Source organism: Enterococcus sp. AZ078 (genome assembly GCF_051714985.1).
In the GTDB taxonomy this organism is placed as follows: Bacteria; Bacillota; Bacilli; order Lactobacillales; family Enterococcaceae; genus Enterococcus_B; species Enterococcus_B hirae.
The window spans coordinates 653,000-668,522 of the sequence record NZ_JBIOSW010000001.1 but is presented as its reverse complement, the minus strand read 5'-3'; the positions used below and the strand labels follow the sequence as shown (position 1 = coordinate 668,522).

Below are 15,523 nucleotides of genomic sequence, written 5' to 3'. Positions count from 1 at the left end.
TTTTTCAATTCATAAAAATAGCCTAAGATTTGTGGGAAATAAAAGCAAAAAAACTGGGACATTCTTCAGATTTATTTCTGATGAATGTCCCAGACTCTTAGTCAGTACTATATTTCTATAAAGTTAAAGATCTTATTTTTTTAAAGCCAGACTAGGTGATAGGTTGACCAATCGATAATTAACAAAACCAGTTATGCCAAAAACTAAACCAATATTTACTAACAACAAAAGCATCCCTAGTTGGAAATTAAACTCTAGATTATAACCAAAGTTATGGCTATATACGGTATTAAAAATAAGAAGCCATATACTACTAAATAAGATGGATAGTAGACAAAATAGAACGGTTTCTCTTCTCAATATCTTAGAGATATTTCTGGTACTATATCCTAAGCAACTTAGTATACCAACTTCAGAATATCTAGTGATAGAAATTCGATAGATTATAATAAAACTAACAGAGATAAATAGGAGTAAAAGTAAATTGGATAATATGGTGAACAACTTTATAGTATCAGCAAAACTATTTTTAAAAGCACGAATGTCTTTTTCCTTAGTGTATATATCGTACCCCTTACTTTTCAGCAGGCGATGAATTTTGGGAATGTCCTCAAAATTTTTCACACTAAACGCTATAGCAGAAGCCTCACCTTTAGCTACTTCTTTATAAATTTTCTTTTCCAGCTTCGTACTCATTGTAAAGTTATCAAAAGTATCGTTTGAGATACCACTCACTTTCATTTTTATTTTATGTTTTTGTCCCTCCTTATCAAAGTATTCAAAGTCAACGTACTTTCCAACTAATTGATTAATATTCTTACTCAAAGACGAGGCAACACTTAAAGATAGACTGATTTCATTCCTATTATCTTTAGGCATGTCCCCATAAATCATCGAAAGATTGGAAGAAATCAACGTTGGCGATTTAGTATCTAAGTGTTTATTCTTATGATCATATTTAAGATGAATATTTTGAAGATTATATTGGTAATACACATCCTTAACGTTTGGTAATGTTTGTAAATAAGTAAGCCCTTCAGATAAAGGCTTTTTTGAAAAAGCAATTGATCCTTTACTATAGTAATCATTTTTTTCTTTAAATGACTGTATTTCATTTTTTATTGTATTTTTTATTCCTAACGTTGAAATAAAAGAGACCGTTCCTAATGAAATCAATACGATAGCAAGTAAATTTTTTAAAAAATGTATTCTAAAATTCCTGATTGCTATCCAAAAAAGTAATTTTGAGTTGAGTTTTGGGACAATCTCTTTAGCTTTTTTCGCTGTGAAGGCCTGACTTTCTTTACTATAGTCTAATTCATATCGCTCTTTTTCTTTAACTATTTCTATTGTATGATTTTTTAAACAGACTATTTCATCGGCGTACTTTGAAACTTTTTCACTATGTGTAATAACAATCACGGTTCGATTCCTTGCCAACCTTTTTAGTATCTTCATGACACCATCACTATTTAATTCATCTAAAGCAGCCGTTGGTTCATCTGCAAGAATTATTTTAGGATCGTTCATTAAGGCTCTCGCTATAGATGCTCTTTGTTTTTGACCACCGCTTAACTCATGGACCATTTGATTTGCCTTGTTTTTTAAACCGAGTTCCGTTAATAAATTCAATGCTTTTTCGATTTTCTCTTCTTTCGTTAGTTCAGAGTCTAAATGTGCCCCCATTATGACGTTTTCAAGTACTGTATATCCATTTAAGAGATGATAATCTTGAAAAATAAATCCCACATTGTTAAATCTATAATTAGACAAGTTTTTATTTGATAAATTTTTTTCCTTAAAGCATAAATTTTCAATTTCCCCATCATAATCTATGTCTAAGCCTGCTATTAAATTTAATAATGTTGATTTACCAGCTCCACTATTCCCTAATACACAAGTTAACGTACCATCTTTAAATCGATAATTGGCATGTAATAGTATATCCAAATCTTTGTACTTTTTACTGACATTATTTAAGTAAATCATTCGAATCACCTTGTTTCATTTTATGAGTAGGATTAGTTTTAAGAAATAATAAGTAGGATAGGAAACTGATTATTATTGATTGGACAAATGGTAGCAACAATACCAAAACTAAGTTATTAGTAGATACTATATATATACTAAATATTTTTTGACTTAAAAGACTAAGCAATGGGAAAGTTATCAGAAATAGAAGAGAAGACATTATTCCAAGTATAAAGTATTCTGAAATGATTAAACTTAAAATATTTTTATTACTGAAACCATTGAATTTGAAAAAACGAAATTCACTTTTCTTTATATAAAAATTGAACAAAGCCAGAACAATACTAATTGTTAGTGACAATAGAAAGAATATCAAACTGATGGTAACCCCTTGCTCCTCATTTTTCTTTCTCAATCGGAGCATGTCTTCAATCATGCTAAAATCTCCAGAAGGTTGTAAACCTGATTGTTGTAGTTTATTCACGATAGGTAAAATATCATCTAATGTTTTTGCTCTTACGTTATAACTTATCGATTTCTCAATGCCTGCTTGTTGACGCATTTTTTTGATAGCTTCTACACTAAACAACAACGGGCCATCCGTTAGTTTCCCGTCACGTCTTCCTAAAGTGCTGGTAATTGCTCCACCTTTAGGATTATTTTCAATGACTCCCACTACTTTTACATCATTTAATGAGACCTTTGATCCTGTAATTTCATTGCTTCCAATCTTTGGATTTACGTCTATTAGTCCTGTCATATTTAAGTTTTTCCCGATTACGTCGGTGGGTTTTAGACCTAGTAAATCCAGTAACCGTTTAGGAACAGCCACTTCTATTTCTCCAATTGAGGGATATCTTCCAGCTATCAATTTCGTAATTGCAGGAAAGTTAAAGCTATCCTTCACTTCATAATTTTTAATCAAATCTCCTACGTTTAGTTTCAAATCACCCACTATTTCCAAGGGTGCCACAAAATCTACTCTGGGATCATCTTTTAATAAATCTACTGCTCCTGAAGTATCTTGTTTTAGAGAACCAGAAGGACCACCACCTGTCGATTCTTTTGACAAAGAAATATCTTTGATCGTCTCTCCTCTTTCTTTAACAAGACGGCTAAAATTATCATCTTGTTTTTCTTTTATTTCCCCACTCAAATTAATCAACATAAAAAAGGAAGAAAGTATGAGTAAAATAATCGTTAATATAGAATATATGGATGCGCCTTTTAGAATGTTAAAAGATTGAGAGATACAATTTTTTAAAGATAAATAAGGAGGTTTATTCAATCGATTGTTTTTCCCGTCATCTTTTGAGTGTTGTTTACTTTGCCCTACTAATTTTAGTTGTCCTTGCTCCATGCTATAGACATTTGCGTCTTTTTCAATTAAACCTTTATCATGAGTGACTATTATCACTATTCTTTCTTTAGCGATTTTTTTTAGCTCCGTCATTATTTTATTAGCAGCTAAAAGATCTAATGCTTTAGTTGGTTCATCTGCTATGATTATTTCTGGATCTTTTACTAATGCTCTAGCTATCGCTACTCGTTGTTTTTGTCCGCCAGATAATTTTGCCACTTTCATTTTAGCTAATCCAGATATTCCTAGTTCCTCTAATACCTTTGCTACTTTCATTTTTCGTTCTGCTTTATTTAAGTTCGATAGGCTTAGAACTAAATCAATGTTACATTCTACACTTAAGTATTCTATCAATTGGTAATCTTGCCAGATAAAACCGATTGAATTGTAATAATAGTCGGATAGTTCTTTTTTCGTAAAACGTTTCATCGACTGATTGTTAAAATAAACATCTCCTTCAAAATTTTGATCCATACCACTAATGATATTTAATAGCGTTGTCTTCCCACTACCCGATGGACCGTAAATAAAATTGAGGCCTTTTTGGAAATCTCCTGATAAATGATTCAATACTATTTCATTTCCAAATACTTTTTTTATTTCGATTAAACTTAACATAAGAATCTCCTTTTATAACGAATTTGGGTTATTGCTCTGCTAGAATAAACTGTAACGTTACGTTACATTCAAGGAGGTAATTATGAATAATTATTTAACAATCAGTGAATTTGCAAAATACGTCAATTTAAGTAGAAGAACCTTAATTTATTATGATCAAATTGATTTATTCAAACCAAAAAAAATATCTACTCATGGTTATAGATATTATACTTGTGACCAATGCTTTGAATTAGACGTTATACTAACCTTGAAATTTCTTGATGTACCTTTAGAACAGATTAAATATTTTCTCGATAATCGAAACATGGATGACACGCTGATAGAATTTAAAAAGCGAAAAGAAATTTTAGATGAAAAAATCAATGACTTAAAACATATGCAGACGTTTTTAGAAAATTATATCGATCGGTATACAACATTGAAAAATATAAATTTTGATATAATTACTCATTCTTATAGAGAAGAAGAATCTTTTATTTGTTCTGATTTAATGCATTCTCATTACTACGACTCCATCGATTCTTTATCTAGTTATAGTGATTTTTATTTATCCTTAGATCAAAAAGATTTATTTAATGGCTATCCTATAAATTTTTTAGTAGAAGATTCTATTTTTTCTGACATTCAAAAAACTCCTTTTAGGTCACTAATTAAAATAAACAAGGAACAAAGTCATCTTTACGACGCAGAGAAAATTATAACCAGATCGAATGGAACATATGTCTCTTTCTTCATAGAGGATTCAAATTATAATAAGCAAGAAATCAATCAGAAACTACTGAACTATTTTCAAAAAAATAAATTTATTCCAGAAAGATTTTTTTGGAAAATATTATGGCAAGATGAAATTACTACCACGATTCCTGAAAAACGTGTATTTGAAATCTTGATACCTGTAAAAAAGAATTAATCGTTTACTGAAACTAAGAAAGTTCCTTATTTCCCCTTCTTAAAACAACCTCTTAAAAATGATTCGATTTGTATATATATGCATTATTGTTTTAAAATATACTTAAAAGGTACCTAGGAGATTTTTATGGGTTTGGGAAAACTATGAAAAGATCTCACCCACATCTGTCTTCCTCTAATGGTTGAATCACCAAGCTGATCGTCAGCTAATGATAGACAATGAAACAAAAAAAGAGATTGGGACAAAAGTTGTCTCAGTCTCTTCTAGTATCTCTAAAAACGAATAAACGGCCGTCATTGATCAGGTCAGTAATCGAATTTGCTGCTTTGGGATTTGGTCAATTGTTCATGAGCAGCGTCGCCTAAAATTCCATCCAATGCGATGACAATTTTTGAGATAAGCCTCCACCTATCTTTGCGGTTGTTGTTGTGTGATACAGTGAATATTTCCACCACCGTATACGATCTCCACTGTATTTACGCCTACGACTTCTTTATCTGGAAAGAATTCTGCTATTTCCTCAAGTGCCAGCTCATCATTTTTATCTCCATACTGAGGAACGATCACACCGTTGTTCGTGATCAGAAAATTCATATAAGAAGCAATACAAATGTCGCCATCTTCACGTGGCATCGTTCCTTCTACGTAATCGATCTTGAAATCCCCATTGATCGTGACATTCTCTACTGGGCAACAAAGCTTATGAACTTTTAATTTGCGACCTTTGGCATCGGTCATTTCATTCAAACGCTTGTAAGCAGCTTGAGCCGCTTCATAAAATGGGCTGTTTTGATCTTCAGTATAGATACACGCCACTTCTCCTGGACGAACAAAACATGCCACATCATCCACATGCCCATTGGTTTCTTCCGGATCGATCCCGTCACCTAACCAAAGTACTTTCTCACAGTTTAAGTAGTCACATAATTTTTGTTCGATCTCTTCTTTTGTCATATGAGGGTTCCGACCTTCACTCAACAAACACATCTCAGTCGTTAAAACAGTACCTTCTCCATCAACGTGAAAGGATCCCCCTTCTAAAATAAAATCCTCCGTTCGATACGAATCCACGTGCTCGATCTCACAGATCTTTTGTGCAATCAAATCGTCTTGATCCCAAGGGAAATATAAGCCATCAACTAATCCGCCCCAAGCATTAAATCCCCAGTCATTGCCTCGTAATTCGCCTTTGTCGTTAATGACAAAGCTAGGACCACAGTCACGAATCCAAGCATCGTTGTTCGACATTTCATAGACAGTGATGTCGGCAGGCAATTGACGACGGCAGTTTTGATATTGCTGTTGCGACACGACCACATTCATTGGCGTGAATTTGCTGATCGCTTTTGCGACTTCGGCAAATGCTTCTTGAGCCGGTTTGCCTCCATCACGCCAGTTATCTGGGCGCTCTGGCCAAATCATCCATACTTTCTCTTGTGCTTCAAACTCTCCAGGCATTCTAAACCCGTCTTGTTTCGGTGTGGTCTTTTCGATTCGCTTTGCCATGATACAGCACTCCTTCTTTTTTGATTTTTTTGATCCAGATAATGATTTCACCAACGAGGGCAAATATAATTGCTCCAATCGTGATTGGTAGTTGCTGACTCAGCGATTCAGCATCAAACTGCAAAGGAATCGCTGTGAAAATCAATGAGATCACGATCATGATCATCGGTAGTGCGACTAATACCTTCAAGAACCAGTCGCTGCCGCTCACCTTGAAAGGTCGAGGTGTTTCTGGATCGATTTTGCGCAATTTATAAAACGCAGGAAAAACAGGTACATATGATAGTAGGAACATTACTAGGTTCAACGAGAAAAATGCCCAAAATAAATCTTGATTTGGTAAAATTGGTGCGATGATGACAACGATAGAAGCAACAATACCATTCATAATCGCCGCACCAGTAGGCATGCCGTTTTTTTTGCTGCGTTTGGCAAATACTTTCGGCATATCGTCATTTTCGGCTGCATAACAAGCAGTATTGTTAACCCCTAACGACCAAGAAATCATATTGCCAAACAATGTCAGTAAGAATAAAAAGGCCATCGAAATAATGAACCAGCCGCCTGTTGATCCTGTCAATAACTTAAAACTATCCATCAATCCGCTGCCTGTACTAATCTGATCCGTAGGAATTGCTACACCTATCCCGAATGCAGAAAAAATGTAAATGGCTGCAATCACCAGTCCACCGGCAATGATCGATTGAGGGATTTGCTTTTTAGGATTTTCCATATCATTCGCGAATGTACAAATCACTTCGAATCCTAATAAGTTAAAAATGATTACTGAAATAAAGGACAAACTATTTAAATTGAAACTTGGCAGCATGGAAGAAAGAGTAAACTCATTCGCCACACCTTTAGTAAGCGCAGTATAGAGACCTAAACCACCAATCAAGATTGCCAGCAGCATTTTGATGACAGCTGCTCCATTCAAAATCCACACACTGTCACTGACCGGATAAAAACTAATCCAAACGATGATCCATATAAAGATCAGTTCGATCACGATAGCAGCAGCTGTTGAAAATTCGCTGCCTGTGATCGTCATCAATAAATCAGGGCAGACTACTGCTAGAGAAGCTAACCACAGTGGATAATTGATCCAGTAATACCAAGAAACGCGAGATCCCCAGCGATGTCCGAAGGCTTGTGTCACCCAATCATAGATACCGCCATCACCGATATAAGTTGTTCCTAACTCTGACGAGATCAATCCATACGGTAAAAGGAATGCAATCAATAAAAAGATCCACCAAAAAAATTGTGAATTTCCGATTGCTGCTACCGGTGCAGCCGCTTCTGCCACAAATACAACACAAATAACAGATAATATAGCACTCATCAAACTAAATTTTTTCTTTTCTCCCATTGTTTTCTTCCTTTCCGGTACAAGGGAATAAGGTTGGACCAACGATTGAACGATTCTTGCAACCAGCGGACTCATCTCACATGAATCCTGGTGCGGCATAAAAGCTGCATTAATGTGAGATCAAGTTTCTGCTAGAAAGAATCGATTTTCAGATCGTTAGCCCCTCCTCTAGAACAGAGACAATCCTCACGCATCGTCATGATACGCAGATTATTTCCTTTCCTCATCTCTTGCGTCTAAAATGTTTCACCTAGCAAAGCTTCCAAGTCTTTTTTAGCCGCTGCTTTTTTGGTCTCATCGATTGGATGTTTTTCCGCATAATCTCGCATCAAGTACACTAAGAGACCGCGAATCGAAGTCAACCGATTTTCTGCTTCATCAAAACAGATCGAGTTCGGTCCATCCATGACTTCATCTGTGACTTCTTCCCCACGAGTGGCAGGCAAGCAGTGCATAAATTTCGCTTGTTCCCCAGCACGTTTCATCAAGTCCGTATTCACTTGGTATTTAGGATAAAAAATACGCATGCGTTCCTCTTCTGATAGTTCAGCTTCATACAGTCCATACCAAACATCTGTATAAACAAAATCCGAACCTTCGATAACATCGATTTGATCGGATATCGTATAGGAGCCGCCAGAATCTTTGCAAATTGCGTCTAGTCGGGCGCGATGGTCTTCGTTTAACTGGAACCCTTCTGGTCCAAATTGAACGAATTCCATTCCCATTTTTGTTGCGATCAATCCTAAAGAGAAACAGACTTGTGTGGCATCTCCAATAAAGGAAACCTTGCAGTCTTCAATTTTTTTGCCTGCTGGAAGATGTTCGATCATGGTGCAAAGATCGCCAATTTCTTGCGTTGGGTGGTTGAAGTCAGACATCCCGTTAATAACTGGGATCGTGGCATTCGTTGCTAAGTCATACACACTATGATGACGTTCCACACGAGCCATCAAAATATCAACTAAACGAGAAAGAACTCGGCTCGTGTCTTCTATCGTTTCATGACCACCCAATTGAATTTGCCCTGGTGCTAGATATTCTGCGTGCCCCCCTAATTGTGTCATTGCTGTTTCAAACGAAACCCGCGTTCTGGTAGAAGACTGTTGGAAGATCATCCCTAACACTTTGTTCTTTAGCAAAGGAGGATAAAAACCATTCTTGATGGCCGCTTTGATTTTCAATGACAGGTCAACAATTTGTTGGATCTCTTCCTTCGTGTAATTTTCAGTTGTAATAAAATCTTTTTTTCCCATAATGAAACCTCCTAAGTAATTTGTTTGCTTTGCATCTTCACTTTAGGAAAAAAAGTGAGAGTTTACGATAAGCTATTGGTTGTAAACGTTATCATTGTCGATCTATACGTGGTACAGGCTGGTTTATTTTTGGATATAAACCAGTTATTTTCCAAGGGTTTACAAAAGTTTAGAAGGAAGTTTATAGGAATTAAAAGTAAAGATAAAAAAATCGGTGTTATAATTAAGATAAGAAATTTAAGGTAAGGAAAAAATGAAAGGGGATTCAATATGATAGCTATTTTTGTTTACAACATTCTATTGATCATTCTATATTCAATCACGATGACTTTTGCTATTTATGCTTACTTAAAAGAAAAAAACAACTTATTTCTCTGGATCAGTTTGTATTTGGCATTCTTCATTTTTGATAACACGATTATTTATATGACGGAGTTCCTCAATTCCTTTGCACAAAGTTATGATCAAGCATTTATGAGTGCGCCAGCAGTTAAAACGATTATTTTTATGGGAAACGCCTTTTTTTCCATTTCTATTCTTGCCGAACTACAAAAAGAAAAACTTTCCCCTCTCCATTATGCTTTACTGCTTGCTTTGGCTGCTTGGATGATTACCATCCCATTGATGGATAATTCAGCCTTTAAAGTCTGGCTCTATTATCTGGGCAATCAACTCTTCCTGTTTTACCTAGGAATTTATTGTTGGCGAGGAACAAAAAAGGATGTACCTTTGCTGAACAAACACTATTTAAAGCAATTGATGTTCATCAATCTCTTCTTTAGTATTTTGATCATTATTGAAGATAGTTTCGTGATTTTCAATGTCGATCAATATAGCTCCTTAGTGACAAAAATTTATAATCGTAGTGTCTCAGAGGATTTTTTTTCGATTGTTATATGTGTTTTATTACTGCACTTCTTTATCAAAAAATATCAACCTCAGAAAGAAAAAACACAAAATCAAGACACCTCTCTCTTGATTCAAGACTTTTGTCAGGTTCACCAGTTTACTCAACGAGAAACGGAAATTTTTGTATTGCTACTGTCACATCGAACCAATCAGGAAATTGCTGACCTGCTCTTTCTTTCATTAGGAACGGTTAAAACTCATGTCCACAATATTTTTATTAAACTTGACATAAAAAAGCGCACGCAAATTATCCCCCTTTTTGAAAAGTATAAAGAAGCCATCGAGTCAACCGTTTAAAAAAGTCCTGGAAGTATCCCTTCCAAGTTCTCAGTCTGTAGACGAGTCTGGGACATTAATCAGAAAAAATCTAATTAATGTCCCACTTTTTTATGAGGTTAATCATAAAATAAAAAAATGGAGAATGAGACAAAAGCGGCATCCTCAAAAATTCGCTGAAATTTATAAAAAATTTGAGACACACCAAGTAGATAATAATCAACACCAAAAAAAAGTATTTATGTTTCTTGTCAAATTTCGAAAATTCCTTCTTATTCCTTGATGCTGAACACTTTTTTCTCAATCTTTCACCAATCATTCTAGAATTTCTCTTTACCAACATCATTTGACAAAGGGTCTCTTTTTTGTCCAAAATTTTGAACAAAACTAGATAAAAAGACATTCCAAACTCAAATTACAAGTTTGAAATGTCTTTTATCTATAGTCTGATCAGAGAAATATTTCTTTGGCTTCATCACTCATATATTTTATCTTACTCATCTTCATCATATTCATCACTGAAAATCCGTCCATTCACATAACAAATGTTACTTGTAGCAGATTCGATTAATGAAAGTTCTGTTCCAATTAATTGACTGTTAATGAAGTCAATCACCATTGGCATGTTCATGCCTGCGTATAAGTCAATTACTTGACCCTCGAGAATTATTTTTGAAACTACATTACACGGAGTGCCACCCATTAAATCTGCTAATACTACGAAATCATCTAAATTGGCAATTACTGTTTCAAACTTTTCACGAAAATCTTCCGCTGATTCAGAAGGAAGAAGGCTTACTGTGTGAATACTTTCCTGAGGCCCCATTATCATTTCTGTACTTTTTTTCAATTCTTCACAGAAAAGTCCATGACTAATTAAAACTAATTGTTTTCCCATTGAACCACTCCTCATCACTAATTGGAATCAGCCTGACTTATTTTGAAATCACGCCTAAAGCTGATAATGCTACACAAACCACTAATACTATGAAAATTGCCTTAGTAGAAGTCATATTTTTTTTGCCAAGCATCCAATAAATTGCTGCAACGATACCGGCTGGTAATAATCGTGGTAAAATCATATCCAGGTTGTTTTGCATGTTTAACGTCACATCACCAATACTTGGTGCCCAAGACAATTTTACATTAATCATGGTAGCGACCAATGCTCCAACCATGAAGACCCCTAACAAAGTTGCAGCATCTGTCAAGGCAGTTAAGCGATGTTGCATCGTGGTAACTAAAGAGATTCCTTCACGATAAGCAAATTCTAATTGTTTCCAACGGAAAATCATAACAGCGATTTGTGCGATAATCCAAATAAAAATTCCAGTTGGGTTGCCATTAATTGCCATATTGGCTGCTAAGGCTCCAAAAATTGTTGGAATTAACGCTGCGAAAATCGAATCACCAATTGCTGCAAAAGGCCCCATCAACCCAGCTTTTAAACCTGAGACAGTGTCTTTACCATCAATACCTTCCTTTTCCTCAATAGCCAAGTCAATCCCGGTAACGATAGTATTGAAGAAGTTTGATGTATTAAAGAATTGTGTATGAGTTTTCATCATTTCTTTTAATTCAGGAGAATTATCACCATAAAGCTTGCGTAATTGCGGCAGAATTGTATAAAGATAGCCTGATCCTTGCATCCGTTCATAGTTCCAGCCTAATTGGAAAGTAAACAAGCTTCTGCGATTGATCTGCTTAAAGTCTTCCTTCGTTAACTTATAATTAGATTTCGTCATCTTCAATCTCTCCTTCATCTGAATCATTCGATGTAACATCTTTAGGGGCTGGCGAATGTGGTATCAGCTGTCCATTTTTGTAACTGATGGCTGCTAAAGAAAATCCAACTAGTGCAATTGCTAACATTGGAAGTGAATTAAATATTCCTTCGAAATTCTTCACAACTCCTGCAACACCCGTTCCTAAAACCTGCATGTTAGTAAAGACGGTTCCTAGTAATGCCGTTAACGTAAATCCTAAAATTAGGTATGGGAAATGCTTTTTAACTGGCAAGTAACGTAGTAGAATAGCAAAACCGACAGCTGGTAAAACTGCTCCAGCTACTGATAATCCATCGCCTAACCACTTCAAATCACCATTTAGCACGGCTACCACTTGTTCTACTAGTCCTCCTCCAAATGCTAATGCTAGAAAAACGGGAATCATACGAGAAAGTGACCAAGAGAGGGCTCCCATTAAGAAATTACGTTCGATCCCTTTGTAGTTCATATCTTCAACTAATTTATCAATGCGATGCGCAAAATACGTATTCGCAAAACGGGCTAATATATCTAATTGAATCATCAAGCTAGCTACTGGTACCGCAATTACGGCAATTGCTTGCTCTGGGTTCATTCCTAGCGCTACTGAGAAAGCTGTCGCTAAAATCGTTCCAGAGTTGGCATCAATTTTTGATGCACCCCCAAAGGTACCAACACCAAGTACAGTCAATTGCATACTACCACCAATAATAAGTCCTGCTTTTAGATCTCCCATCACTAGACCAGCAAATAATCCGGCAAAAACGGGTGCACTCAACGATGAATAAATTTGTAACTCATCTAAAATTTGATACCCTGCGTATAATGTTAATAATAAGATCTGCCACCATAAGATATCCATTTATTTATCCTCCTATTTCGCTAATAAAGCCATAAAATTTTCTGCTTTATCACTTGGAACCATCTGCGCTACTAAGCGAACACCTTTAGCCTGTAATTTGTTAAATACTTCTACATCTTGATCAACCACATTGATTGATTTAGTAATGGACCGTGTTTCATTTGTCTGTGACATATTCCCAACATTAATTTCTTCAATTGGGACTCCTAATTCTACCAACTTCAATAAACGATCCGGCTCCCGAGCAATAATCAATAATCGTTGAGAATCATATTTTCCTGCTAAAATATTATTAGCAGCTTTTTCAATCGGCAATACACTTAATTTAACTCCTGGTGGAGTTGCCAGCTTTAATCCACTTTTTTCAATATCATTTTTTGCAACTTCATCATCTACAACCATAATCCGTGTGATGTTCAACTTGGTTGTCCATAAGTTGGCTACTTGTCCATGAATTAAACGTCCATCAATTCTTACTCCGATAATACTCATTGTTTATCCTTCTTTCATTTCTTTATATAGTGGTGCTTTTACTAATTGGATCTCTGGTTGGAAAGTTCCTTCTGTTTCAAAAATCACTATTTCATTGTTTCCTTTTTTAAATAAGCTTTTCGGAATATATAGCGAAAGTGTTGGCCCAACTTCCCAAAAACGTCCAATATTGGTCTGATTAACAAATACGACACCTTTCCCAAATTTTGATAGATCAATGAAGCTATCCTCCACTTCATCAAGTGTTACTTCATAGCGATAAAAACTTGGCTGGTTAGGATGCCATTCCTTTGAAAAATCAACCTTCTCACATGACTCTAGTGGTAAACAATACTGATTCCAATCAGTGATAAAATGTAGATCAGCCATGACCCCTGTACGAATTCCCTTTTTTTGTGTATCGGCTAATAATTTATGACCATAATTAACACGCCCCATATTTTCAATTAGAATATCTAATTGATTGTCTTCCTGAGGCATTGGAACAATGATATCTTCACCAATTTCTGTCTGATATTGTGTAGCTTGCAGTTTTTGATTTAAAAATAGTTGGCTACGGTCTCTTCCATCGATTACTCTCAGTCTTTCATGTTCTGCATCTTTTTTTATTGAGGTGCGATACAGAATATAACCTGTATTTTGTCCTAACATTTCCATCGTTTCTGGATATTTCATTTTTACTGATTGACTAATTGTATCTAATGTTGAAAATAAACTGACTTTATCAATTAATGGAATATCTTTCATTTCCATTGTGTCTTTTGTCAAAGGTTCCATTTGTTGGATATCAGGGAACGTTTCATGAATCATTGTCTGGATTGCATAATATTTTTCGGTTGGATTTCCTTGCTCGTCTAAGGGTGCTCCGTAATCATAAGAAGTAATCTGTGGCAAATCAATCACTCCTCTAGCTGAGCAACCATTCATAAATCCAAAATTTGTTCCTCCATGGAACATATACAGGTTAATACTTCCTCTCAGCACGACCTCTTTGATTGCCTCAGCTAATTCTTTTGCATCACGTTGTACAATCGGTTCCTTCCAACGATTAAACCAACCATCCCAAAATTCCATACACATTAAAGGCCATTTTTTCCCATGCTCATTGAAGAAAGCTTCCATTGAAGAAAAATTTTCTTCAGCCTTTGAACCAAAATTTCCAGTAACTAAAATATCTTCATCAATCATGCTGCCTGCTCTGAGTGTCGCTCGCCATGGTCCATCCGAAGTGAAAAATGGCACTGTTATTCCTCTGTCCAACATTAAATCACGTATCGAACGTAAATAGTCTTTTTCTTCTCCATAAGAACCGTATTCATTCTCAATTTGAATCATTAAAATATTTCCACCATTTGTCAGCTGATGCGGCACGATTTTTTTTATTAAAACATCATAATAATCCGCCACATGGTTCAAATAAACGGTTTCATTTGTTCGGATCCGAGTTCCCTCATTAAGTAACCAAGCAGGAAAACCACCAAACTCCCATTCTGCACAAATATATGGAGATGGTCTAACAATCGCGTATAGTCCTAATTCCTCAGCAATGGACAAAAAATGTTCTAAGTCCAAAATTCCCTCAAAATGGAAATCTCCTTTTTTAGGTTCATGTAGATTCCATGGTACATAAGTTTCAACTGTATTAAATCCCAATGCTTTCAGATTATATAACGAGTGATACCAATCGGCTGAATCCACTCTAAAATAGTGGATAGCTCCTGAGAGTATCTTAAAGGGCTTACCGTTTAGAAGAAAATCTTCTTTAATCTCAAATGTGTTCAAAAGCTCCCTCCTTAAATAAAAGCGTTTTCAATATATTGATATATCAAATAATTTGAAATAGAAAGTCAACCCTATCCAACATAACAGAACGTGTTAAAATCAAATTATACATACAAAACCAAAGACTCTAACGAAAAGTTTAATTCTTTGATGTTGTTTGAAGGGTTAATTTAGACATCCCAAAATGGCAATAAACTTTATACAGAAGCAGAATTAATATAAATTTTTAACGTAAGCTCTATTACAGTCATTCGCTCCCTGAATGAATAAAGGATGGATTCATAATTCGTCATCAAGGTCGTGACTCATTTGTTTCACGTAAAGAAAAACTGGTCTAGTTTTCTGACATTGAATTATTCACTATCAGTAATGATCAAGTCCAAGTTTTATCAATCGCTCGAGGGAATGATCCACACTATTTAAACAAGCTTGAACTGCCA

The 15,523-nt window shown here is 35.3% G+C and carries 12 protein-coding genes; 2 read left to right on the top strand and 10 right to left on the bottom strand.

Translation table 11 applies throughout. From position 1 onward, the window contains the following. Positions 1-132 precede the first annotated feature (132 nt). Both IGJ18_RS03280 and IGJ18_RS03275 read right to left on the bottom strand, forming a co-directional pair. Complete coding sequence (locus IGJ18_RS03280) at positions 133-1,989, bottom strand: ATP-binding cassette domain-containing protein (protein ID WP_438842888.1); 1,857 nt, start codon at positions 1,987-1,989, stop codon at positions 133-135. Continuing rightward, positions 1,973-3,949, bottom strand: coding sequence for an ATP-binding cassette domain-containing protein (locus tag IGJ18_RS03275; RefSeq protein ID WP_438842887.1), 1,977 nt, complete (start codon positions 3,947-3,949; stop codon positions 1,973-1,975). Before IGJ18_RS03275 ends, IGJ18_RS03280 begins: the two co-directional genes overlap by 17 nt. An 82-nt stretch (positions 3,950-4,031) precedes the next feature. Between IGJ18_RS03275 and IGJ18_RS03270 the strand changes: the two genes are divergently transcribed. Then, positions 4,032-4,862 carry a MerR family transcriptional regulator gene (locus tag IGJ18_RS03270; protein WP_094940194.1) on the top strand — a complete coding sequence of 277 codons (831 nt, stop codon included), beginning with the start codon at positions 4,032-4,034 and terminating at the stop codon, positions 4,860-4,862. A 408-nt stretch (positions 4,863-5,270) separates the two neighbouring features. On the opposite strand, the gene aguA is transcribed toward IGJ18_RS03270, so the two are convergent. From aguA to ptcA, 3 genes are all read right to left on the bottom strand, one after another. Then, positions 5,271-6,368, bottom strand: a complete 1,098-nt coding sequence (gene aguA / locus IGJ18_RS03265; RefSeq protein WP_438842886.1) for an agmatine deiminase — start codon at positions 6,366-6,368, stop codon at positions 5,271-5,273. Further along, complete coding sequence (locus tag IGJ18_RS03260; protein WP_438843449.1) at positions 6,322-7,740, bottom strand: APC family permease; 1,419 nt, start codon at positions 7,738-7,740, stop codon at positions 6,322-6,324. Before IGJ18_RS03260 ends, aguA begins: the two co-directional genes overlap by 47 nt. Before the next feature lie 236 nt (positions 7,741-7,976). After that, on the bottom strand, positions 7,977-8,996 hold the full coding sequence (gene ptcA / locus IGJ18_RS03255; protein ID WP_096708400.1) for a putrescine carbamoyltransferase: 1,020 nt from the start codon (positions 8,994-8,996) through the stop codon (positions 7,977-7,979). 270 nt (positions 8,997-9,266) lie between these two features. On the opposite strand from ptcA, the gene IGJ18_RS03250 reads away from it, so the two are divergent. Then, positions 9,267-10,202: a response regulator transcription factor gene (locus IGJ18_RS03250; RefSeq protein WP_438842885.1), complete on the top strand. Its 936-nt coding sequence runs from the start codon at positions 9,267-9,269 to the stop codon at positions 10,200-10,202. 472 nt (positions 10,203-10,674) lie between these two features. Here IGJ18_RS03250 and IGJ18_RS03245 read toward each other — a convergent pair whose 3' ends face one another. From IGJ18_RS03245 to IGJ18_RS03225, 5 genes are read right to left on the bottom strand one after another with little or no spacing between them, the layout of a single operon-like run. After that, complete coding sequence (locus IGJ18_RS03245) at positions 10,675-11,079, bottom strand: PTS sugar transporter subunit IIA (RefSeq protein ID WP_411245151.1); 405 nt, start codon at positions 11,077-11,079, stop codon at positions 10,675-10,677. Between the two features lie 37 nt (positions 11,080-11,116). Then, positions 11,117-11,926: a PTS system mannose/fructose/sorbose family transporter subunit IID gene (locus IGJ18_RS03240; RefSeq protein ID WP_010719956.1), complete on the bottom strand. Its 810-nt coding sequence runs from the start codon at positions 11,924-11,926 to the stop codon at positions 11,117-11,119. Continuing rightward, positions 11,913-12,809 (bottom strand): PTS mannose/fructose/sorbose/N-acetylgalactosamine transporter subunit IIC, encoded by an 897-nt coding sequence (locus tag IGJ18_RS03235; protein WP_010719957.1) that lies wholly within the window; start codon positions 12,807-12,809, stop codon positions 11,913-11,915. The genes IGJ18_RS03240 and IGJ18_RS03235 overlap by 14 nt, the downstream gene beginning before the upstream one ends. A 12-nt stretch (positions 12,810-12,821) precedes the next feature. Continuing rightward, positions 12,822-13,301, bottom strand: coding sequence for a PTS system mannose/fructose/N-acetylgalactosamine-transporter subunit IIB (locus IGJ18_RS03230; protein ID WP_010719958.1), 480 nt, complete (start codon positions 13,299-13,301; stop codon positions 12,822-12,824). 3 nt (positions 13,302-13,304) lie between these two features. Beyond that, positions 13,305-15,083 (bottom strand): glycoside hydrolase family 35 protein, encoded by a 1,779-nt coding sequence (locus tag IGJ18_RS03225; RefSeq protein ID WP_010738366.1) that lies wholly within the window; start codon positions 15,081-15,083, stop codon positions 13,305-13,307. Positions 15,084-15,523 lie beyond the last annotated feature (440 nt).

Bases quoted from the DNA above. Each gene is read 5' to 3' on its own strand.
- IGJ18_RS03260 (WP_438843449.1), bottom strand. From the start codon at position 7,740: ATGGGAGAAAAGAAAAAATTTAGTTTGATGAGTGCTATATTATCTGTT.
- IGJ18_RS03275 (WP_438842887.1), bottom strand. From the start codon at position 3,949: ATGTTAAGTTTAATCGAAATAAAAAAAGTATTTGGAAATGAAATAGTA.
- IGJ18_RS03280 (WP_438842888.1), bottom strand. From the start codon at position 1,989: ATGATTTACTTAAATAATGTCAGTAAAAAGTACAAAGATTTGGATATA.
- IGJ18_RS03240 (WP_010719956.1), bottom strand. From the start codon at position 11,926: ATGACGAAATCTAATTATAAGTTAACGAAGGAAGACTTTAAGCAGATC.
- IGJ18_RS03245 (WP_411245151.1), bottom strand. From the start codon at position 11,079: ATGGGAAAACAATTAGTTTTAATTAGTCATGGACTTTTCTGTGAAGAA.
- IGJ18_RS03250 (WP_438842885.1), top strand. From the start codon at position 9,267: ATGATAGCTATTTTTGTTTACAACATTCTATTGATCATTCTATATTCA.
- ptcA (WP_096708400.1), bottom strand. From the start codon at position 8,996: ATGGGAAAAAAAGATTTTATTACAACTGAAAATTACACGAAGGAAGAG.
- IGJ18_RS03270 (WP_094940194.1), top strand. From the start codon at position 4,032: ATGAATAATTATTTAACAATCAGTGAATTTGCAAAATACGTCAATTTA.
- IGJ18_RS03230 (WP_010719958.1), bottom strand. From the start codon at position 13,301: ATGAGTATTATCGGAGTAAGAATTGATGGACGTTTAATTCATGGACAA.
- IGJ18_RS03235 (WP_010719957.1), bottom strand. From the start codon at position 12,809: ATGGATATCTTATGGTGGCAGATCTTATTATTAACATTATACGCAGGG.
- aguA (WP_438842886.1), bottom strand. From the start codon at position 6,368: ATGGCAAAGCGAATCGAAAAGACCACACCGAAACAAGACGGGTTTAGA.